Annotated in this window: 19 protein-coding genes; 4 read left to right on the top strand and 15 right to left on the bottom strand. The window is 67.6% G+C overall.

Going from position 1 to position 22,127, the window contains the following annotated elements; all coding sequences use genetic code 11:
* Positions 1-154 precede the first annotated feature (154 nt).
* From GEV10_14940 to GEV10_14915, 6 genes are read right to left on the bottom strand one after another with little or no spacing between them, the layout of a single operon-like run.
* Positions 155-1,825, bottom strand: coding sequence for a hypothetical protein (locus tag GEV10_14940; GenBank protein ID MQA79752.1), 1,671 nt, complete (start codon positions 1,823-1,825; stop codon positions 155-157).
* Positions 1,822-3,474, bottom strand: a complete 1,653-nt coding sequence (locus tag GEV10_14935; protein MQA79751.1) for a hypothetical protein — start codon at positions 3,472-3,474, stop codon at positions 1,822-1,824. Before GEV10_14935 ends, GEV10_14940 begins: the two co-directional genes overlap by 4 nt.
* 57 nt (positions 3,475-3,531) lie before the next feature.
* Positions 3,532-4,395: an ABC transporter permease subunit gene (locus GEV10_14930; GenBank protein MQA79750.1), complete on the bottom strand. Its 864-nt coding sequence runs from the start codon at positions 4,393-4,395 to the stop codon at positions 3,532-3,534.
* On the bottom strand, positions 4,379-5,311 hold the full coding sequence (locus GEV10_14925; protein ID MQA79749.1) for an ABC transporter permease subunit: 933 nt from the start codon (positions 5,309-5,311) through the stop codon (positions 4,379-4,381). Before GEV10_14925 ends, GEV10_14930 begins: the two co-directional genes overlap by 17 nt.
* 37 nt (positions 5,312-5,348) lie before the next feature.
* Positions 5,349-6,623: an extracellular solute-binding protein gene (locus GEV10_14920; protein ID MQA79748.1), complete on the bottom strand. Its 1,275-nt coding sequence runs from the start codon at positions 6,621-6,623 to the stop codon at positions 5,349-5,351.
* A gap of 20 nt (positions 6,624-6,643) precedes the next feature.
* Positions 6,644-7,696: a LacI family DNA-binding transcriptional regulator gene (locus tag GEV10_14915; protein ID MQA79747.1), complete on the bottom strand. Its 1,053-nt coding sequence runs from the start codon at positions 7,694-7,696 to the stop codon at positions 6,644-6,646.
* A 238-nt stretch (positions 7,697-7,934) separates the two neighbouring features.
* Here GEV10_14915 and uxaC point away from each other — a divergent pair, with 238 nt between their 5' ends.
* Positions 7,935-9,335, top strand: coding sequence for a glucuronate isomerase (gene uxaC / locus GEV10_14910; GenBank protein ID MQA79746.1), 1,401 nt, complete (start codon positions 7,935-7,937; stop codon positions 9,333-9,335).
* Between the two features lie 22 nt (positions 9,336-9,357).
* Positions 9,358-10,512, top strand: a complete 1,155-nt coding sequence (locus GEV10_14905; GenBank protein ID MQA79745.1) for a mandelate racemase/muconate lactonizing enzyme family protein — start codon at positions 9,358-9,360, stop codon at positions 10,510-10,512.
* Here GEV10_14905 and GEV10_14900 read toward each other — a convergent pair.
* Genes GEV10_14900 through GEV10_14865 form a run of 8 tightly spaced genes read right to left on the bottom strand, consistent with a single transcriptional unit; the run spans position 10,490 to position 18,857 of the window.
* Positions 10,490-11,797 carry a phosphopyruvate hydratase gene (locus GEV10_14900; GenBank protein ID MQA79744.1) on the bottom strand — a complete coding sequence of 436 codons (1,308 nt, stop codon included), beginning with the start codon at positions 11,795-11,797 and terminating at the stop codon, positions 10,490-10,492. The two genes, GEV10_14905 and GEV10_14900, sit on opposite strands and share 23 nt — an antisense overlap.
* On the bottom strand, positions 11,794-12,852 hold the full coding sequence (locus GEV10_14895; protein MQA79743.1) for a phosphotransferase: 1,059 nt from the start codon (positions 12,850-12,852) through the stop codon (positions 11,794-11,796). Before GEV10_14895 ends, GEV10_14900 begins: the two co-directional genes overlap by 4 nt.
* Positions 12,767-13,858 carry a hypothetical protein gene (locus GEV10_14890; GenBank protein MQA79742.1) on the bottom strand — a complete coding sequence of 364 codons (1,092 nt, stop codon included), beginning with the start codon at positions 13,856-13,858 and terminating at the stop codon, positions 12,767-12,769. Before GEV10_14890 ends, GEV10_14895 begins: the two co-directional genes overlap by 86 nt.
* A gap of 13 nt (positions 13,859-13,871) precedes the next feature.
* On the bottom strand, positions 13,872-15,038 hold the full coding sequence (locus GEV10_14885; GenBank protein MQA79741.1) for a 5-oxopent-3-ene-1,2,5-tricarboxylate decarboxylase: 1,167 nt from the start codon (positions 15,036-15,038) through the stop codon (positions 13,872-13,874).
* Entirely contained in the window at positions 14,705-15,892 is a 1,188-nt protein-coding gene (locus GEV10_14880; protein ID MQA79740.1) for a hypothetical protein, read from the bottom strand. The genes GEV10_14885 and GEV10_14880 overlap by 334 nt, the downstream gene beginning before the upstream one ends.
* Complete coding sequence (locus tag GEV10_14875) at positions 15,889-16,338, bottom strand: hypothetical protein (GenBank protein MQA79739.1); 450 nt, start codon at positions 16,336-16,338, stop codon at positions 15,889-15,891. The genes GEV10_14880 and GEV10_14875 overlap by 4 nt, the downstream gene beginning before the upstream one ends.
* A gap of 20 nt (positions 16,339-16,358) precedes the next feature.
* A complete protein-coding gene (locus GEV10_14870) occupies positions 16,359-17,735 on the bottom strand; it encodes an MFS transporter (protein MQA79738.1) in 1,377 nt (458 codons plus the stop codon).
* A 51-nt stretch (positions 17,736-17,786) separates the two neighbouring features.
* Positions 17,787-18,857, bottom strand: a complete 1,071-nt coding sequence (locus tag GEV10_14865) for an alcohol dehydrogenase catalytic domain-containing protein (protein ID MQA79737.1) — start codon at positions 18,855-18,857, stop codon at positions 17,787-17,789.
* A gap of 90 nt (positions 18,858-18,947) precedes the next feature.
* On the opposite strand from GEV10_14865, the gene GEV10_14860 reads away from it, so the two are divergent.
* On the top strand, positions 18,948-20,876 hold the full coding sequence (locus GEV10_14860; protein ID MQA79736.1) for a GAF domain-containing protein: 1,929 nt from the start codon (positions 18,948-18,950) through the stop codon (positions 20,874-20,876).
* Positions 20,877-20,886: 10 nt separating this feature from the next.
* On the top strand, positions 20,887-21,264 hold the full coding sequence (locus GEV10_14855; GenBank protein MQA79735.1) for a hypothetical protein: 378 nt from the start codon (positions 20,887-20,889) through the stop codon (positions 21,262-21,264).
* 29 nt (positions 21,265-21,293) lie between these two features.
* Here GEV10_14855 and GEV10_14850 read toward each other — a convergent pair whose 3' ends face one another.
* A complete protein-coding gene (locus GEV10_14850; protein ID MQA79734.1) occupies positions 21,294-22,109 on the bottom strand; it encodes a siderophore-interacting protein in 816 nt (271 codons plus the stop codon).
* Positions 22,110-22,127 lie beyond the last annotated feature (18 nt).

Genomic DNA, 22,127 nt, shown 5'->3' with positions numbered 1-22,127 from the left:
CACATCACCGTGCCTGCGGGCGTACACAGTCGGTCGAGGTTTCGTCCCCAGGCGCCTGGACCGCTGATAGGCAACAGTAATTAGTATTCAGTTGTCTATGCAAGACCCCGAGCATGATCTCGTGCGACAGCGACTCGGTGTCGGGAACCGCCTGTCACCGGTCGATCGCCTTGGCCACGTCCTCCCTCAGGCATTCGAGACGGTCGGCGCTGAGGACGGCGGCGGCGGGGTGCCAGTCGGCAAGACCGTCGCGCCGGAGGCGGTCGACGACCTCCCGCATCTCGCGCACCGCGGCACGCGCCTCCGCGAGAAGGTGAGGGTCGATGTCATCGGCGTCCCGGACATGACGTCCAGTGAAGACGGCCCGCGCGGCGAGCTCGAAGGCGCCGACGTACTCCTGGAAGACGCGGAAGCGCCGTCGGAGCTCGGCATGCCAGTCCACGTTCAGACCGGGATGGCCCTCGTCGGCTCTGGCGGCGAGGTCCGCGACGTCGCGGACGGCCTGCCGCTTCTCCTCGAGGAGGCGCTCGATGTTGCCGGGGTCCGGTGAGAGCGCGTTCTCCTTGGAGGGATCCCAGTCGCGGAGGCTGTTCTTCTCCTCGGCGAGCCAGAAGGCGTGATCGATGGAGACCGGGAACTGGCTCGAATCGCTGAAGACGCAGTCATGTGCGTAGAGGGTCTTGGCGGTCACCGGCCAGGTCCGTTCGAGCAGGTCCCGCAGCCATGCCCTCGCACCGTCGGCGACCTCGGGCGTCGCGTCCTCGTGGACGGCCCGGCTGTACGTCGCCCAGGATCGGTAGATGAGGTCGGTGGGCGTGCTCGGATCGGCAGCGAGGGCGGCGGCGGCGTGGATGTTGAGCGCGTTGAACGTTCGAAGCGCGCTGTGTCCTTCGAGTCCTTCCCAGTCGATCCGCACCAACACGCCGTCCACTCCGTTGGCACGGGCGTGATCGAGCCTGCGCCGGATGTCCTCGGTCATGATCGCCGGAGCGATGCCCCAACCGAAGTACTGCCCCATGGCATCGAGCTCGACCCACTGGGGGTGTGCGCCCATCTCGCCGATCCTGGGATTGTCGGGAAAGGTCGGATAGTAGTCGTGCGGCGTGTTCTTGAGGCAGATGACGATGTCGTCGGACGACCCGCGCAGGCCGTCGGCGAGTGCATCCTGCGACGAGCGCGTGAAGACGAAGTCGCGTACCACCAACGTCTTCGCGTGCCGCGTGGCGACCTTGTGTATCGCGTCGATGACCGTTGCATACCAATCAGAGGGGTCGGTACGTCCGCAGCGGTCGCACGAGCACCATCCGGCCGAGAAGGACAGCCGGCTCTCCCCGGTGCCGGGAGAGGTGATCGTCCCGGCGAGCTCGGGAAAGTCGGTGAACAGCTCGTCGTACTTGGTCTCGAGGAACTCGATCCACCCCGGTGCGGTGGGACAGGGTGAACCGTCGACCATGAGGTCCGGGCGCAGCCGGAACAGGGAGTCGGGATACGACAGCTCCTTGTTGTTGAGGAAGAGCGCGATTCCCCGTTCCGCGGCGCGGCGGGCAAGCCAGCGCATGAAGGAGAGGTGCTGGTACGGCCGCGACCTCCTGACCGGGTCGAGCCGGTAGAGGTCCCGGAACGTGCTGCGGTAGCGGTGGTGGATGCCCGGCTCGTCGCCGGCACCGAAGAACCTGCCCGGATAGACCAGACGTTCCATGATGCCGATCTCGTGAATGACCAGGGTGTTGAGATCTATGTCGGCCATGAGATCGAGGACCTCGATCAGGCCATCCGGGTTCCAGATGTTGCTACTGGCATGCAGCTCGAGCGCGCGGGTCTTCATTTCTCCTCCGCGAGCACCTGCTCGGCATCTGCGATCATCCGTTCCATCCGTGCGGTGTCGAGGAGCTGCCCGACGTGGTGCGTGTGGGCACCGACCGTCCGCTGTCGCTCCGTCCGTGCCATGACGTCGCGAAGCACGGTGGTCTCGGCCGCGAGGGACTCCCGTTCCTGGCCGGTGATCCCTCCGTCTCGACGCTGAGCGGCCCGCACCAGGATGGTGATCTTTCCGCTGGCGACGAACTCCTCGATGTAGGTCGCCATGAAACCGGCGACGTCGCCGAGCCGGTACACGTCGGGGATCCGCAGGACTCCCAGGGTGATCCAGTCCCTGATCTCGGCCACCAGGCGGAGAAGGTCGGCGCGTCCCCGATCCTTCTCGGTCAGCATCGCGGCGGTGACGTCGGGATCACTGACGTCGATGCGTGCGGCCGCGCCTGGGTCCCAGTCGTCGAGATTGTGGTTCTCCGCGAACACCCACCACGCATGGTCGACGCCATTGGGGATGCGACTGGAGTCGTTGTAGACGAACCCCTGGATGTAGAGCGTCTTCTCCACGACCGGCCATAGACCCAGCAGGGTGGTGGCGACCTGCAGGCGTACCTCGGGATCGACGCTGGGATCGACGATGTTCGTCTGCTCCAGAGCGCGCGCGAGTGCGTCGACCGGTGAAGTCTCTGGGTGCCGCGCGAGGAGGGCGCCCGCGGCGAGATTGAGGCCGTTGACGTTGTGGAGCGCGGTGAGGTCGTTGATTCGTTCCCAGTCGGTCCGCAGCAGCACGGCCGTCGCACCGACCTCGAGCCCGCGGGTGAGCCGATGACGCAGGTCGTCGACGACGGGGCAGGGGAACACTCCCCAGCCGAAGTACTGCCCGTTCACGTCGTACTCCAGCCACCGACGGCGCTCCGGCAGCGCGGCGAGCGCCGGGTTGTCCGGATAGGTGGGGTAGTAGTCCCTGGCGTAGGGCTTCACTGCGAACTCGATGTCCGCGGGCAGATCGGCGAGTCCTGCCACGACCGCGTCCTGATCCGCGGGAAGGTACGAGAACTCGCGGACGACGAGCCTCTTACCCGCCTTGGCGAGTGGGCGGGAGAGGCCTTCGGTGATCCATCGGTACCACTCGGCGGCATCGGTGCCGGCACAGCGCTCGCAGCCGCACTTTCGTGAGGAGAGAGTGGCGCGACCCTCGGGGCTGCCGACACTGACGATCACGCCGGCGAGGTCGGGATAATCCTCGCAGAGGTCGGTGTACCTGGCGTCGATGAGCTCGGCCCATGCGGGATGGGTGGGGCACACCTTCCCGTCGACGATCACGTCCGGAGCGATCTCCATGAACTCGTCAGGAAACGCCAGCTCCTTGAGGTTCAGGAAGAAGTCGATGCCGCGTCGACGACACTGTGCCATCACGTTGCGCATGTAGGCCGTGGTGTTGAGGATGAGATTCTCGCCGCGTCGAGGCGGAGCCGCACCCCAGGCGGAGTTGGGCGTGAAGTAGCGACGCGGATAGGTCATCCGGTTGAGCAGGTCGGGTTCGTGCAGGATGAGCGCGTTCATCTCGTATCTCTCGATGAGATCGAGCGCGTGGCGGATCTCCTCCTCCCGCCACATCAGGTCGCTGTGGATCTCGAGCGCACGCGTCTCATAGTTCTGCACTTCGGTTCCCTTCGTGCTGGCCGTTGCCTACCGTCCCGGAGCCCTGCTCTGCTCGCATCACCCCTTCGTGGCGCCGCCGGTGAGCCCACCGACGATCCATCGCTGGACGAGGAAGGAGAGGAGGAGAACGGGCGCCATGATGAAGACGGTGATGGCACCCAGCTGACCCCACATGATTCCCTCCTCGGCTCTGACCTGAGAGACGAACGGAGGCAGGGTGACCGCGTCGGTCAACGTCAGGGTGAGTGCGATCGCCATGTCGTTCCACGCCAGGATGAACGAGAAGATGCTCGCCGCCGCGATACCGGGCCCGGCGAGAGGGAGGATCACCCTGACGAACGCCGTCAGCCGATTGCAGCCGTCGATGAGTGCGGCCTCCTCCAGCTCCCTGGGCAGGTCCATGAAGAATCCCTGGAGCATCCACGTCGCCAGTGGAAGGCTCAGGGCGATGTAGGGAATGATGAGTGCGGTGCGTGTGTCGAACAGGCCGGTCTGAGTCGCGGCGATGTACATCGGCACCATGAGTGCGACGGGCGGCAGCAGGCGCCCCGCGAGGATGAGCAGGCTGATGAAACGGTGCCCGGGCGGTCGAAGCCTCGCCAGTCCATAGGCACACAACGCGGCCAGGACCACCGCCACGACAGTGGACACGACGCTGACGATGAGCGAGTTGGCCAGGGAGAGCACGATCGTCGAGCGTTGTCCGGCGAGGATCTCACGGAAGTGCGCCAGCGTCGGCTCGAAGAAGACGGCCGGTGTGCGCCGGTTGATGACACTCTGTGGCGTCACGCTGAGGAGCACGAGCCACGCGAGCGGCAGCACAGCTGCTACGACCATGCCGCCGACGAGGACGTAGGCGAACACCCTGCTGGGCCCGCCACGGATGGTGGGGTCGTTCGCGATGTCAGTAGAGCGGCTCACGGTTCAACCACCTGATGTAGAGGATGGCGATGACGAGGCTGATGGCGACCAGCACCCAGGACAGGGCGCCGCCCAGCCCGAGGTTGTAGTTGCTGAAGGCCGACTTGTACACGTCGATGGCGATCAGGTTCGTCGTACCGCCCGGCCCGCCTTCGGTGAGGATCCACACGAGGGTGAAGGCGCGGATGGCGAACATCGTGCGGAACATCAGCACGACCAGGATCGCCGGTTGCACCATGGGGATGATCACGTGTCGGAGGCGGGTCCACCGTTGAGCCCCGTCGACGGCGGCGGCGTCGAGGATGTCCCTGGGTACCGTCTGCAGGGCGGTGAAGAGGATCAGGGTGACGAAGGGGATGTTGGACCACGCATCGGCGAAGATGATGCTGAGCAGGGCGAGGTCCGGTCCCAGCCAATGGACCGGACCGAGTCCTACCAGACTCAGCAACCAGTTGAGGGCGCCGCCGCTGTACTCGTACATGTACCGCCACGCCATCCCCACCACGACCTCCGACACCATCATCGGAAGGAGGAGGACGGTGCGGAGCGCCTTGAGCGTGCGGAAGTGCCGGTTGAGGAACAGGGCCATGGCGAATCCGACGATCAGCTGCACTCCGACGGTGCCGACGACGAAGACGAAGGTCCGCAGCACGGTCCCGCGATAGCGAGGATCGGTGAAGATCTGCTCGTAGTTGCCCAGGCCGATGAACTTGGGCCCGCCTTGGTCCACCAGTGACCACGAGTGCAGGCTCACCCAGGCGTTGAACCCCACGGGGAGCAGCAGCGCGATGGCGAGAACGACGAGTGGTACCGCGACGAGAGCGTACGCAAGGGTGTTCTTGTGCCGCCACCATGGCACCTTGGGAGAGACCGACCTGCCCTCGGTTCTCCGAGCGGCGTCGGTGGTCACCGTCATCGTCTACTCCGGTCACTCACCACCTCTCTGGCGCGTCTCACGACTCCGCCAGGATCTTCCGTACCTTGGGATCGATCTCGGCGAAACCCTTGGCAACGGTGGTCTTCCCGAGGAATGCGCGCGACAACACGTCCGCGATCAGGTTCTCGATCTCGACCCATTCTGGGATGCCGTGTCTGGCGTGTCCCCGGCCGAGGGCCTCCTTGACCAGTTTCTCCTGGCCGTCAGGGAAGATCTCCTTGGCCATGGGGTGTGCGAACGCCGCCTCGGAGTTGGGACTCCTGAGTTGCTCCTTGGTGGCGTCGTCACCGGGAGTCTGGAACTTCTTGTTGAGGTACTTCATCAGTTCCCAGGCGTTGTCCTGGTTGTCGGAGATCTTGGACAACCCGTATCCCCAGCCGGTCACGACGTAGCTGTCCTCCATGCCGGAGTTCAGGGTGGGCGCGAGGGCGTACTTGAACTCTCCCGCGTACGGTGACGCATCCTCCTTGTTGAGTTCCGGAATGTAGGTGCTCGGGAGAATTGCCATGGCGGCACGTCCCTTACGCATCGCGCCCACGGTGGCATCGTGGTCGAACTCGATGGAGTCCGGCGGCATCAGCTTCTTGCGATAGAGGTCGACCATGAGCTCGCCGGCGGCGATGCCTGCCTCGGAGTTGAACAGCGGCTTCTTGGCCTTCTCGTCGATGACCCCGTCGAGCCCGTAGTTGCGGGCGATGAACTGCCACACCGACACGTAGGTGGTGGTCCTGCCCCACGGACCGGCGAAGCCGTACATGTCGCCCTTGGTGAAGCGTTCGGCGTAGTCGTAGAACTGTTGCCAGGTCTTCGGCGGTTCGAGTCCCTCCTTCTCGAACAGGTCCGCACGATAGATCAGCGAACGGCTGCTCAGCCCGAGCGGGAAGGCGTACTGCTTGCCCTCGGACTCGAAGATGTCGAGCAGCGCGGGGATGTAGCCGTCGACCTTGACGTCGTCGCTCTTGATGCGGTCATCGAGCGGCTGGAGGTTGTGCACCACCTCGCCCATCCAGGCCGTGTCGTCGAGCAGCACCAGATCGACGTCGCCCTTGCCGGTGTTCATGTCGAGCACCTGGCGCGACCGTGCGTCCTCGGCCGGGACGGCGATCGGCTCCACCTTGATGCCGGTCTCCTTCGTGAACGCATCGAGGATGGGGAGCATCGAGCGCTCGAAGGTGCCGGTGGGAAGGAACAACGTGACGGGGTCGTCGGCATCGGCGGATTCGCCTGCGCATCCGCCGCACGCCACCAGGATGAGGGCCGTGAGAAGCCCCAGAAGCGGCCTTGTCTTCATTGGCAGTGCCTCCTGCTGCTCTACATCTTGCGCATCTCGGTCCGTCGGCGCCCCCGACGTCGACCTCTACCTTCCGTTGCTGACTGCTCCTTGGCGTGCGGGCCGGGGCCGGTCGAGTCGCGGACGATCAGCTCCGTCTGAAGCGTCACCTGCGCGGTCGTCGTACGGTCGTCCCCCAGCTGGAGCAACATGTCGACAGCGGTCCGGCCGGCGGCCGAGGTCGGATTGGCGACCGTCGTGAGCTTGGGCCGAATCCGCTGGGCCATCTCGATGTTGTCGATGCCGACGACGCTCACGTCGGTGGGGACCACGACCTGTTGTGCCTCCAGTCCCTCGATCAAGCCGATCGCGACGAGGTCGTTGTAGGCGAGCACGGCGGTGACGCCCTCACGGACGGCACGCTCTGCGCTCGCGTATCCGCCCTCGACGGTCGGTGGGTTGGGGCCGAGCACGGTGAGCGTCACCCCGAGCCTCCGCGCCGCCGCGGCGGCGGACCTGCCGATCTCGCGACTCGTCCAGGAACCACGAGGTCCACCGAGCAACGCGATGTCGCGGTGGCCGAGTCCGGCGAGGTGCTCGAGCGCACTCCGTGCACCGGACGCGACGTCCATGAGCACGCAAGGCAGGCCCGTGACCAGGCGGTTCACGACGACGACAGGCATCTCCTGGGAGAGCTTCTCGATCTGGACGTTGCTCATGCGCGGGCTGCACAGCTGGACGCCGTCGACCTGTTTGGCCAGAGCGCGCGCGAGGTCTTCCTCGACCCCGGGATCCTCGTCGGTCTCCGCGACGAAGATGTTGTAGTCGCGGAGACGAGCCTGGCTCTCGGCCGCCTTGATCATCGGCGCGAAGAACGGATTGGCGATGTCCGCGACGATCAACGCGATGTTGTGCGTCTTTCCGGTGATCAGCGAGCTGGCTGCCCGATTGGGCCGGTAACCCAGGCTGTCGGCCGTGAGCAGGACGCGATGCCGGGTCTCCTCCTTCACCAGATGCGGCGCGGAGAAGGTGCGGGAGACGGTGGAGATGTGCACCCCCGACGCCTCCGCGACGTCATGGATGGTGGCCCGCACGCGTGACCTCCCAGCCGTGGCCGACTCGTCTCGCTATTAGTGCAAACCCTTGCAGTCATGTCAACACCTGAGTCAGCACTCCCTCCGTCGTCGATCTCATCGAAATGAGTGGTTTCAGGGCATGTAGCGACATGTTGCGCGAGACGTTCGGGCTGTTGACCACGTGACGGGTTTGATGATTTGCTCTCGCTGCAAGCCTTTGCATCGCGCGCCTGCACCGGAGAAGGGTAGGGGTCGAATGTCCGCGGACCTGCTGTTCCCGGCGGACCACACCCAGCGTGGGATCGCCAGGGAGCTGTTCTCCCACGCTCGTGACCTGCCGCTGATCTGCCCGCACGGGCACGTCGACCCGGCCATCCTCGCCGACAACGCGTCGTTTCCCGACCCGGCGCGGTTGATCATCGCCCCGGATCACTACCTGACCCGGATGCTGCTGTCGCAGGGGATCCCGCCGGCCGGGTTGGGGGTGCCGACCATCACCGGAGAGCCGGTCGAGACCGATGGGCGGGTGATCTGGCGGACGTTCGCAGACAACTGGCACCTGTTCAGAGGTACGCCCTCACGTCTGTGGCTGGAGCGGACACTCACCGACGTGTTCGGTGTGGAGACTCCGTTGGGGCCGAGCAGCGCGGACGACGTCTACGACGCCTTGACCGCACGGTTGGCCGAGTCGAGCTTCCGGCCGCGTGCCATGTTCGAGCGTTTCGGCATCGAGGTGCTGGCCACCACCGAGTCGCCGCTCGACGACCTGGCCGCACATGCGGCGCTCGCCTCGGACGGGTGGGGAAGGCGTGTCATCACGACGTTCCGTCCGGATGACGTAGTGGACCTGGAGTGGGCAGGTTGGTCAGGTCGCGTCGCCCGGCTCGGCGAGATTGCGGGAGAGGACACCTCCACCTTCGCGGGATATCTCACCGCGCTCCGTCGCCGCAGGGAGGCATTCGTCAAGGCGGGTGCGACGTCATCGGACCATGGTCACCCGACGGCTCGCACCGGGAGACTCGATCCCGCCGACGTCGCGGCCCTCTTCGAACGGGGTCTGCGCGGAGAGGCGTCGAGTGACGATGCGGAGGCGTTCCAGGGCCACATGCTGATGGAGTTCGCCCAGATGTCCGTCGAGGACGGCATGGTCATGCAGCTGCATCCGGGTGCGGTGCGAAATCACAACACCTGGCTGCACGCGACGCATGGCCGGGACACCGGCGGGGACATCCCGCAGGCCACGGGCTACGTGCACGCGTTGCGTCCGCTGGTGGAGGAGTTCGGCAACGATCCCCGGTTCACGCTCGTGGTGTACACGTTGGACGAGTCGAGCTGTTACCGCGAGCTGGCACCGATCGCCGGCGGCTGCACCGCGGTCTACCTGGGAGCGCCGTGGTGGTTCCTGGATGCGCCGGAAGCGTTGCGGCGGTTCCGGGAGGCCGTCACCGAGACGGCGGGCTTCTACAACACCGCCGGTTTCGTGGACGACACCCGAGCCTTCTGCTCGATCCCGGTCCGGCACGAGGTCGCACGCCGGGTCGACGCCGCCTTCCTCGCCAAGCTGGTCGCCGAGCATCGTCTGCCCCTGGACGAGGCCGCCGAGACGATCGTGGATCTCGCCTACCGGATCCCGAAGCGCATCTTCAAGCTGACGTGACGCCACCTCGGGAGGAGGAGCCGTGAGGATCGCCGAGGTCGAGACGTTCACGCTCAGCGCTCCGCTCGATACGACATACGGCTATGCGCAACGGATGAACTCCACCCGGGTGGCGGTCGTCGTGAAGATCACGACCGACGACGGGGTGGTCGGGTGGGGGCAGTGCGGCGGGCCTGCGCAACGGTCGGTCGCGACCGTGCTGGCTCAGGAGGTGGCTCCGGTGCTGCACGGGAAGGATCCGTTCCTCGTCGAGGAGTTGTGGCAGCGGGTCGTCGGGTCCTTCAGTCCGTTCGGTGTCCAAGGCATGGTCATGCAGGCTGTGAGCGGTGTCGACATGGCGCTGTGGGACATCAAGGCGCGTGCGTTGGGCCTCCCGCTGTGGCGGCTGCTCGGCGCGCGCTACCGCGATCGCGTGCAGGCGTACGCCAGCGGGCCGTACTACTTCGCGGACGAGGCCGTCCCCGAACGAGCCGTCGAAGAGGCACTCGCGTACCGAGCGCAGGGGTACGCGGCGCTCAAGGTGAAGATCGGTGGTCTCCACCCGCGTGAGGATCTCCGTCGTGTCACGGCCATCCGGGAGGCGCTCGGCGACGAGTTCGTCATCGCGGCCGACGCGAACCAAGCGTACAACGTGCACACGGCGCTCCGCGTCGGACGGGAGCTGGACCGCCTCGGTGTCGTCTGGTTCGAGGAACCGGTGCCGTGCACCGACCTGGACGGATACGTGCGGCTACGGTCCGCGCTCGGGCTTGCGATCGCCGGCGGCGAGGTGGAGTGGACGCGCTTCGGCTTTCGTGACCTGCTGGTTCGCGGGGCCGTCGACATCGTCCAACCGGATCTCGCCAACGCCGGTGGCTTCACGGAATGCCGACGTATCGCTGCGTTGGCCGACGCCTGGGGCATCCACTACATCCCGCACGTGGTGTCGAGCACCCCCATCGCACTCGCGGCTGCGCTCCACCTCCTCGCCACGATGCGGGACTTCCCCGACAGCCGAACGCCGACACCGCTCAACCAGTCTCCCCTGCTCGAGCTGCACCAGCAGCCGAACCCGATCCGCGACACACTGTGCCGCGAACCGATCCGAGCCGTGGACGGATACGTCGCCGTCCCGACCGGTCCCGGGCTCGGCATCGAGATCGACGAGGACGCTCTCAGCCGTTTCGTCGTGGGTTGACCGCGCCGGCTCCCGCCGTACGCGCAGCGGCGAACGGGCGCGCGAGCGTCGCGGACTCGCCCAGCTCCTCCTCGATCTGGAGGAGGCGGTTGTACTTCGACAGTCGTTCCGACCGGGTGAGAGAGCCGATCTTGATCTGCCCGCCGTCCAGGCCGACGGCGAGGTCCGCGAGGAAGTCGTCCTCGGTCTCGCCGGAGCGTGCCGAGATCACGGTGCTGTAGCTGTGTTCTCGTGCCAGGGCGACGGCCGCGCGAGACTCCGTCAGCGTTCCGATCTGGTTGACCTTGACGAGGACGCTGTTGGCGACGCCGAGATCGAGGCCGCGCTGAATGCGCCGCACGTTCGTCGTGAAGAGGTCGTCGCCGACGAGCTGAACGTGGCTCAACCGCTGGGTCGCGGCGACCCAGCCGTCCCAGTCGTCCTCGTCCAGCACGTCCTCGACGGAGATGATCGGGAAGCGCTCGGTCCAGGAGACGACGCGGTCGACGATCTCGGCGCTGGTCAGCCGGTCCCCGTCGACCAGGTAACCACCCCGGGAGTCGACGAGGCGGGACGACGCCATGTCGACGGCGATCGCGATGTCGTTCCCCGGTTCGTGCCCGGACGACGCGATCGCCTCGGTGACGAGTGTGAGTGCCTCCTCGGACGTCACCGACAGCCCGTAGCCGCCTTCGTCCGCGACACCAGAAGGCAACAGGGTCGCCTGGTCCAGCAACTCGCCGAGTGAACGGAAGACATCCGAGATCCATTCGAGCGCCTGCGAGTAGGTCCGCGCCGCCACCGGCACGACGAGGACGTCCTGGATGTCCATGGCGCTTCGTGCGTGCATGCCGCCCGAGATCATGTTCGTCATCGGGAGGGGCAGCGTGACGGGAGCTCCCGCGGAGAGGTACCGGTACAGCGGTTGCCGCTGGTGGGCCGCGCAGGCCCTGGCCAGCGCGAGCGACACCGCGAGGATCGCGTTCGCCCCGAGGACCGACTTGTCGTCGGTGCCGTCGGCCTCGATCATCGCGCGGTCGAGGCGCTCGGGGTCGTCGACGGACTCCGATCGGAGGCGATCGGAGATCGCGCCGTCGACGGACTCGACGGCTTTCAGGACACCCATACCGCCGTAGCGGGATCCACCGTCGCGCAGCTCGACGGCCTCGTGCCGTCCGGTCGACGCTCCGCTCGGCACGGACGCGCGCCCGAGCGTTCCGTCGCTGAGGTGCACGTCGGCCTGGACGGTCGGACGTCCCCGAGAGTCGAGCACCTCGCGTGCGCGTACCGTGCGGATCGTCGTCATGAGCTCATCTCCCGTGCGGCGGTCAGGATCAACCGGTTGACGTCCTCCAGGGTGCCGGCGGGCCGGTCCAGGAGTGCGAGGGCGACGCTCCGTACGGCCGTCGTCGCCGCGTCGTCCGGAAGATGGTCGACCGGCGACTTGCCGTCGACGCGGGCGAGCAGCAGGCAGGCCACGTGGAGGGCCGTGCGCCTCTCCAGATCGCCGCGACCGGTGGACGACAGGTACTGCGTCCAGAAGGCGTCGCTCGCATGCAGGATCTCCGGCGCCTTCTCGGGCAGCGTCAGCGCGGTGAGGGCGAGGTGACAGAGCATGAACGCCAGGTCGAAGGCGGGATCCCCCAGATGCGCGGCCTCGTAGTCCAGCACGATGAGGCCGTCGTCCCAGACGAGCATGTTCTTCGGGCTGAAGTCGCCGTGCACGAGGGCCGTGCGGTTCTGGAGCAGCTGCGCACCCGCGGAGTTGATCACGCCGGCCAGGCGGGGGTGACGGTCGGCGGTGGCTCGGTAGAAGGGATCGATCCTCAGCTCGACGAACGCGTCGGAGTCCTCGAAGAGCGCCCGCTCGTCTTGGTCGAGCGGGCTGGCGTGGATCGCCGCCAGGATCGCGGCGAACCTCCGGACGACGTCGAGGTCGACGTCGCCGCTCAGGAGGGTGTCCTTCCAGTTCCGCGCCCCGGCCGGCGCGGACTCCATCACGTACGCGCAGTTCGCCTCGTCGTACAGCAGCACCGTCGGGAGCCAGGACGGTCGACCGAGTCCGCGTGCCAGCGCCCTGATGCACGCCACCTCGCGACCGGCCCGAGCGGGGTCGGCGGTCCACGTGGCCTGCACGGCCAGTCTGGGGAGCGCCTGCTTCGTGACGATGCTCGTTCCGTGCCACGACACCCGGTGGATGCGTGCGGAGACGCCACCCGGCAGAGGCGTCTGCGTCACGTCCGTGTCGTCGACGCTCGACGGGATGAGGCCGAGTTCACGAATGCGCGGAATCAGGTGCGGCGGCGCGTACTTCGCCTGTTCCCGCCGATGAGCCGGCCACGTCGTCACACCGTTCCCCATTCCCGTTCTCCACGAGTCGACCTCGCCAGCGGTGACTCTCCAGCACCGCGGGATTGACCACTGAGCCGGGCATCCGCCCGGTCAGGACGGCCACGACGTTCTGGGCCGTCCGGCGGCGGAGCCTGAGCATCGACTCCTCCGAGTAGTAGGCCACGTGTGGCGTGATGATGACGTTCTCCAGACCGCGCAGCGGATGGTCCGCAGGGGGAGTCTCGGGGTCGAAGACGTCCAGCGCCGCGCCGGCGATGCTCTCGGCGCGGAGCGCGTCGGCGAGAGCGTATGCGTCGACCACACCTCCCCGTGACGCGTTCACCAGGAAGGCATCGTGTCGCATCAGCGCCAGCTGCTCACGTCCGATCAATCCCTCGGTCTGCGGGGTCAGCGAGGTGTGCAGGCTCACGAAGTGCGAGGCCCCGAGCAGGGTGGCGAGGTCGTCGACCCGTTCGGCACCCAGCTCCTCGATCGACTCCGCGCTCGTCCTCGGGCTGTGCACCAGCACCCGGAGAGACAGCGCGTGCGCCTTCTGACACACGGCACGAGCGGTACGGCCGAAACCGACGAGCCCGAGTGTCCTGCCCGCGATCGGGTAGATCGGTCGGGCCGGGTCGAGTCTCCAGTTGCCCGCCCTGACATCGCGATCGAGTACGCAGACCTTGCGGGCCGAGGCGAACAGGAGCGCGATCACATGCTCCGCGACCTCGTTCTCGCAGTACGAGGGGACGTTGGTGACGACGACGTCTCGCCGCGAGGCGCATGCCACGTCGATGTTGTCGACGCCCACGCCATAGCGCGCCACGGTCAGGAGGTGGGGCGCTGCCCCGATGGCGTCGGCGGGCACCTGTCCGAAGAGCGTGACGATTCCCCGCGCCTCCGCCACCTGCTCGGCCAGGGGGCGGGCCTCCTCCATCACGCGGGCCTCGACGCCGGCGGACGACAGGATGGATTGCTCGAGATCGAGATCTCGGCCCGGGATGTCGGTGAAGACCACCGATGAACCGTCTGTCATCGTCGCCTCGTCTCTACTGCGCCTGCACCGGATTGCTCATCGCCCCGACACCGGCGACCGCGACCTCGACCACGTCGCCCGGAGCGAGGTACACGGGCGGGTTCCGGTAGCACCCGACCCCCGCGGGCGTTCCCGTGCCGATCACGTCGCCCGGGTGGAGCCGCGTGTGGTCGCTGAGGAACGCGAGCAGTTCGGCGACGCCCATCAGCATCTCGGCGGTGCTGGCCCGCTGCATGACCCGTCCGTTGAGGGTGCAGGTCAGCTCGAGGTTCATCGGGTCCGCGACCTCGTCGGCCGTGACGATCGCCGGACCCATGGGGCAGTACGTGTCGAAGTTCTTCCCGAGGGTGAGCTGCGCGTCGGCGAGCTGCACCCGCCGAGACGACACGTCGTTGACGACCGTGTACCCGAACACCGAGTCCAGGCACTCGTCGGGGGAGGCCTTCGCCAACGCGCGTCCGACGACGACTCCGAGCTCGACCTCGTAGTCGACGTCGCGCTCGCGGGAGTCGAGCACGATCGGGTCACCCGGCCCGATGACCGTGTTCCACGTCTTCGCGAAGATCAGGGGCGACTCGGGGACCTGGTCCGTTCCGGACTCGACGAGGTGGTCCCGGTAGTTCAGCCCGGCGAAGAGCATGCGTGCCGGGCGGGGGATCGGTGCCAGAACCCTGTCGGCGGTGACGAACTCCCCGTGCGACGCTGCGAGACGCGAGTTGTCGTGAGCGGTGGCGAGTGCCTCCGCCCCACCGTCGACGATGTCGAGCATGTCGTCGAATCCGGTTCGCGTGAGGCCTTCGGCGGTCTCGGCCAGCACGGAGGTGCGTCCGTCGGTCGTGCAGGTCATCAGGTGCATGGAGTGTCTTCCGCTCGGTCGTCGAGGTATCCGCTGACGTCGACGGGTTGTCGAATGGCTGCTGACTGGTAGGCCGCGAGGATGATCTCGTTCACCCGAACGGCGTGGTCGATCCCGAGTCGATCCTTGCGTCCCTGGGCGATCGCGTCGATGAACTCCGACACGTCCTGCTGCTCCCAGTCGACCGTGGTCGTCTCCGAGACCCACCTGGGCGCGGTCGGTGGGCCGGTGGAGGTACTCGGCCACATGCTCAGGGGATCCTCGGGGTGTGTCGTCGCCGGGACGGCCTCCTCGCGGCCGTTCACCTCGAGCCTGCGCTCCCATGCGTCGAACGAAGCGGATCCGCGGGTGCCGACCAGCCTGATCCGCTGCGCTCCGCCCTGGGCGTGGCTGCTCCGGCCGTACCTGCCCGCCGTGACGCTGGCCACGAGCCCGTCCTGCATCCGCAGCATCAGCGTGCCGAAGTCCTCGATGTCCCGACGCACGTGGCCCTCGAAGAAGTAGTTGCAGGTAAGGGCGAACACCGACCTCACCCGGCTCGGCGAGAGCAGGAGGATGGCGCTGATGCCGTAGAACCCGATCTCGGCCAGCTCGCGCTTCGCGTCGAAGAACGTGTATGTCGGATGACCCGTCTCCTTGCGGACGCTCGGGGTGTCGAGGTCCTGCTGCCCCTTGGCGTAGAGCACCTCCGCGTGGATGCCGGTCAGCGTTCCCAGCGTGCCCGAGTCTCCGACCTCGATCGCGTGCCGCAGCCACGGCGTCTTCGCGAACGAGTAGGCGCGGTGCGTGCTCGTCGAGTCCCGGAATGCGGCATGGACGTGCTCCAGCTCGCTGCGCCGGGCGACGAGAGGCTTGTCGAGGTAGAGGTGCTTGTCCGCGGCCGCGCACGTCGTCAACACCCGAGCTCGACGCTCCACCGCGGGCGTGACGCACACGATGGACACCGCCGGGTCGGCGAGTGCCGCATCGAGGTCCGGCAGGTACGGGATATCGAGCCACCGTGCCGCTTCCTCGTTCAGCCGGCGGGTGCCGTCGTCGATGCCGCGCTCGTCCGTGACGCCGACGAGTCGGACGCGAGGGTCCGCCGCGAACCTGGGCGCGTACAGCTCGAGGTGGGTACGCATCCCGCCGACGAAGAGCACACCGTAGGGCTCACGTCGCGCCGAGGGGACACTCACGCGTGGACCTCCCCGGACGACCAGCTCGACCAGCCCGTGTCGAGGGCGATCCGCACCGCCGCCTCGAAGCTCACGTCATCGTCGACATCGTCACCCGCCGGCAGTGTGATGTCCGCGCCCTCGACCGAGCCGGTCGTCCCGACCACGAGGAACTCGCGCAGCGTCAATACGGGCTCGCGCGGCTCGCCGTGTCCGGGCTCGGTCCAGAGGGCGAACAGTGCGGAGGCCGAGTCACCGAAGGTCAGCGACGCGATGACGGACCCGGGGTTGGCGGTGAGCCACGCCTGCGTTGCCGTGCGACGCAGGAGATCCGCACCCGTCCTGGCGAGCCGCGTCAGGACCGACGCGACGGTCACCGTGGTGATCTGCGGGACGACGACGCCACATCGGACGAAGCAGGGCGTCCCGATCGACGCGGGCGGCGCCGTTCGGAGTGCGTCGACCACGGATGACCGGTGGGTGAGTCTCACGGGGAGCCGCTCGGCTTCGCGGCGGCGCGTTCGATCGGGACGCCGAGCTCGTGCAGGGGGACGCGGAACGTCTCCTTCGCGGTGAGCGCGGCGACGATGGCGATGAGCGTCACGATCGCCGTGGTCACCGCGACGGGCAGCCAGTCGGACGTGCCGGCCGTGAACGCGATCGCGACCGCGGGGCCGAAACCGGCGGCGATCAGTCCGACCTGCAGGCCCAACGCCATGCCGGTCTGCCGCACCTTGAGGTTGAACATCTCCGCGAAGAAGGACGGATAGACCGCGCTGACGGCCGCGTAGGCACAGGACACGGACAGGAATCCGGTGACGAAGAGCAGCGGGATGTTGCCGCTCTGGATCGCACCGAAGTAGGCGAAGATCGAACCCGCGCAGGCCAGGTTCCCGGCGATGAACACCGGCTTTCGACCCACCCGGTCGGACACCATCGCCAGGAGCGGCTGGGTCAGCGGAGCGAAGACGTTGCTGACGATGAGCACCCACAACATCGTGCTCGCGGAGATGCCGTACACCCCCGTCGCGAGAGACAGGGCGAACACCTTGATGATCATGTCGACCATGAACGCCAGCGAGCACAACGCCACCCGGATGACCGCCGACCAGTGCGAGCGGAACACCTCGAGCAGCGGGACCCTGACGAGCGCGTTCTCCTCCTTCGCCTCGACGAACGCCTCCGGCTCCTCCAGCTTCTTGCGGATGATGTATCCGGTGACCATGACGAACACGCTGAACCAGAACGGGATCCGCCAGCCCCAGCTCAACAGCTGATCCTTCGGCAGCGCGAGTATCGGCATGAACACGAGGGAGGCAAGGACGAACCCGGTGACGATCCCGCCAGGCGCCCAGCTCGTGAAGAAGGCGCGGCGTCGCGGGGGAGCGACCTCGATGGTGAGCGTCGTCGCCGCAGCTGTCTCCCCTCCGATGGAGATGCCCTGGAGGATGCGCAGGGTGACCAGCAGGATCGGCGCCCAGATGCCGATCTGCGCGTAGCCGGGCAGGCATCCGACGAGGAACGTGCACGCGCCCATGAGGACCAGGATGAACACCAGCACGCGCTTGCGGCCGACACGGTCACCGAAGTGGCCCATCAGGATCGCTCCGAGTGGCCGGGCGACGTAGGAGACGCCGAACGTCGCGAGCGATGCGAGCGTGGCGACTCCTCCCGCGTTCGGGAAGAAGACCTGACTGAAGACGAGGGTGGCCGAGAGAGCGTAGATGTGGTTGTCGTAGTACTCGAGCGTGCCGCCGGCGAAGCTCGCGACCGCGGCTCGTACGGGGCTCCTGCCCGCCTTCGGCGTTCGGACGACGGGTTGCGGCGAGAGTGTGCTGTCGCTTGCCTGATCTGGGGGATTCACTGAGCATCTCCTTCGACGCAGATCCAGTGTGTTCTGGCGGGCTCCGGTACGTCAGGGAACGACGACTGCCTTCCCTGGGCCGCGGATCCCGTTGGCCAGCGACGCGAACACGGTGGGCACATCGGCCAGACCGTGGACGACGTCGACCGCGAAGGTGGAGAGCTCCACGCGGCTGACGAGGTCGGCCGCTTCATGGAGATCTCGTCGGCTGTAGCAGAACGAGCCGGTGACGGTGATCTCGTCCCGGACGATCTTCTCGGCGAACGGGAGCGAGCCGTCGTGGGCGACGCCGACGACGCAGACGGTGCCACCGGCCCGGACGAGGCCCAGGGACGAGCCGATGGTCGTGCTCGTTCCCACGGTGTCGATCACGCTGTCCCACGGCGAGCTCGGCCGCTCGCCCGGTGCGATCGCCGCGACGTCGTGGGCGGCGGCGATCGCTCGTCGGGCGGGATCGGACTCGACGACCGTGAGGGAGCGGACACCGAGGTCTCGTGCGTGCAGGACGCACGCGGTGCCGATCGATCCGCCGCCGATCACGCCCACATGTGTCCCGGGCACGACCCCCGCTCGGGCGCATGCGCGCACCGCCACGGCCACCGGCTCGACCAGCGCGAGTGCGAGGGGATCGGTGTTCGCGCCGACCGGGACGAGACGCTGTGACTTCACCGCGACGTACTCGCGCATGCCGCCGTCGAGGTCGATGCCCATCAGCCGGCGTTGCGTGCAGAATCCGAGTGACCCCGTCCGGCAGGAGTCGCAGCGGTCGCATACGTCGTTGGGATCGATCGCGACGCGCTGTCCGACGTCCCACCGGTCGACCCCGTCGCCGACCTCGACGATGGTGCCTCCGAACTCGTGCCCGATCACGGTGCCGTCGTCGATGCGCGCGACGTCACCGCGCCAGGCGCTCACGTCGGTGCCGCACACTCCGGCGCTCTCCACCTTGACGACGACCTCGTCCGGTTCACGCGACGGGAACGGAACCTGCTCCACCGTCAGGCTCTCCGGTCCCCGCCAGCGGACGGCCAGGTTCGAGCGCGAGTCCGGGTGGGCTCGGTGCCGCATCACACAGGTCCTCCGCGCAGGGCTGGTCGGTCGGATTGGCCTTACGGTACGCATGTCGCCGCACGAGGTACACGTGCATCCTGTCCATGATCCCGACCGCCGAATGTATGGTTCATACACCCGTCACCGTTCGGGGGTGGACCGATGACAGCCCAATCGGACGACGACCCACTCGTGGTCCGCACAGCGCGAGCGATCCTGCGGCTGCTTGCGCGCGAGGCGCCCGCCGACGAGCTCGCCCGACTCCGTGAGTCGGCTCTCTCGGCCGCCGACGGGGAGAGCGAGGCGAAGCTGATCGACGAGATGGTGGCGGTCTCGGGTCCGGTGCTCTCGGCACTGGAACGTAGAAGGCGACGCGAGCAGGAGTCGCTGGCGCTGCTGGAGACCGCGATGGACCTCGCGTCCGTACGTGATCTCGATGAGCTGCTGCACACGATCGTCAGCCGTGCGAAGAGCATGCTCCGCGTCGACGTCGCGTACCTGGACCTGATCGACGAGAACAGCGATGACAGGTACTACCACCGGATCACGATCGGGTCCGTCTCGACGAGGTTCCAGGGGACCCAGATGCCTCTCGGAGACGGGTTGGGCGGTCTGGTGGGCCAGACCAGGACGCCGGTCTCGACATCGGACTACTTCGCCGAGGAGCACTTCCGGCACACGCCCGCACTCGACGATGCCGTCAGGGACGAAGGAATCGTCTCGCTGCTCGGAGTTCCGCTCCTGATCGGTGACGTCGTGACCGGCGTGCTGTACGTCGCGGAGCGGTCGGCCCGCGTCTTCACGGCCGGGGAGGTGGCCTTCGCGAGCTCCCTGGGAGCGCACGCTGCCGTGGCATACGAGAACGCGAGACTCTTCGACCAGATGCAGAGCGCTCTCGCCGAGCTGAACCGTGCGAACACGATCATCTACGAGAACAGTCAGTCGGTCGCGCTCGCGGCGGAGACACACGTGAAGCTCACCAACCTCATTCTCCGTGGCGGCGACCTGTCGGATCTCGCGGCGACGCTGTCGGCGTCTCTGCGAGACGTCCCTCTCCTGATCGTCGACGGACGAGGAGACCTCCTGGCATCGTCGAACAGCCCGCACGCCGGCACCGTGCCCGAGGCGGTCGTCGGCGCGCTCGAACGCCAGGACGGCTCCGGGCGTGCCTACCGGCATGACGGTCTCTATGTCGCCATGGCGCCGCCCGCATCCGATCGGGCGGGAGGGATCGTCCTCGAGTCGACCGAGGAGCTGTCCGAGACCGACGTCCTGATACTCGAACGCGGTGCGATGGTGCTCGCGCTGCTGCTCATGATCCGCCAGGTGGTGGCCGAGACGGAGAACCGCATCCACCGGGATCTCGTGGACGATCTGATCTCCTCGGGCGGCCAGAACGCGACGACCCTCCGGGAGCGGGCCCTCGTCGTCGGCGTCGATACGGACGAGCGGCACTCGGTCGTGGTGATCGACTCCGACACGGACCGGGACATCTCGCACGAGGTCGCACGCTGGGCGAAGGCGCGCAACGGTCTCGTCGGGAAGCACGGCGGCAGGTTCGTCTTCCTGCTTCCGGACCCGGATCCCGGGAATGCGGCCAGGGCCACCTCGGCCGAGGTGGGATCGGCGACCGGCCGGAAGGTGACGGCGGGCGGCGCGGGTCCGGCCGTCGGTCCGGTCGAGATCGGGACCGCGTACTCGCAGGCGCTTCGCTGCCTGGAGGTGCTGGGTCGACTCGGTGTGGTCGGGGAGGGGGCGAGTGTGTCGGACCTCGGTGTCGCGGGCCTTCTCATGGCGTCGGAGCCGGACAGCGCACAGTTCGTCCGGTCGGTACTGGGTCCGGTGATCGACGTCGACGACCGACGCGGGACCGAGCTGCTGTCGACTCTCGACGCCTATCTCGAGAGCAACCGCAACCTGTCGCGTGCGGCACGCCTCGCGTCCCTGCACGTGAACACGTTCAGGCAACGCCTCGACCGCATCACCCAGCTGCTGGGAGAGGGATGGCAGGACCGACCCCGGATGCTCGAGATCGAGGTGGCGCTGCAGCTCCGGCGCCTCACGAGCGATCTGCGCCGACACACCGGTTGAGTCTGCGGAGATGGCGCACGGCGGTCACGTGTGTCGGCGCACGGGGACGACGGTCGGCAGGTGGTCGTGCGGATCCGCGAAGACGTGGGCGTCCAGGCCGAATCCGTCGGCCAGCATCGCGGACTGGCCCGACGCCGAGGCGGTCGCCATCCTCCGCCGGGTCGCCGGCGGGCGCGTCGTGCTGGTGGAACGCATCCCTCGCGTCGACGACGACCACGATCTCGCGTTCGACCTGCAGATGTACACCATGTTCGGCGGTGGCGAACGCAGTCGCCACGAGTTCGCCGCTCTCGCCGAACGCGCCGGGCTGCGGGTCGACTCGGTGACCGAGGTGAGGGACGGGCTGTACCTGATCGAGGCGTGCGACGGCGCCGCCACGATTGGTTAGAGCGAGCCACGTCATCGTGACGCGCCGGATCAGTGTCTGCGCCCGTTTTTCCAGTAGCCGCAGAACATGATGTTCTCCTTCGGTACGCCCGCCCTGATCCAGTGCCTGCGGAGGGAGACGGGGAGCGTCTGCTCGCCCACCACCCAGCCGTAGAACGGCTCGGTCGGCGTGAGCGCCTCGGCGCACGCCAGTGCGGCACGACCGGGGACGGCGTGGGCGTCCTCTCGCACCACCCACTCCACGCGTACGCCGTCGGGGCCCTCGACCGGTTGCGCGTCGTCGGCGTCGGGGATCTCGATGATCGCGTGACCGGTGGTGTCGGAGGGCAGGGAGGCGAGGATCGCCGCGGCCGCAGGCAGCCCGGACTCGTCCGCCACGAGGAGCACGTGCCGCAGCTCCGGGGGCGGGTTGAACCCGATGCCCTCGTCGAGGATCGCGACCGTGTCGCCGACCGTGCAGGTCTCGGCCCACTCCGCGGCCGGGCCGGCCGTGCCGTCGGCCGGGGAACCGTGCAGCACGAAATCGACATCGAGCTCCGGCCCCGCCGGTCCGTCCGGCCGGTACGTCCGTACCGAATAGTTGCGAAGGACCGGACGCGACGTCTTCGCGATCGCGAGATACTTCAGATAGGCCAGCGTGTCGAGCTTGCGCGGCAGTCGCGCCAGCGAGTCCTCGGCCACGGGGATGAACAGCCGGAACCACTGATCGAACCCCATGGCGACGAATCGCTCGATGTCACCGCCGCCGAGCGTCACGCGGGCGAAGTGCGGCGAGATCCGTTCGCGCCGCACGACCTGGAGCGTGAGCAGCTCGGCGTCCGCCGGCTTGATCCTGGTCGCGGCGATGTTGGTACGCGGCATCGC

This window comes from Streptosporangiales bacterium, assembly GCA_009379955.1.
Taxonomy (GTDB): Bacteria; Actinomycetota; Actinomycetes; order Streptosporangiales; family WHST01; genus WHST01.
Note: the sequence above shows the minus strand (reverse complement) of the source record. Positions and strands in the feature narration are given on the sequence as shown.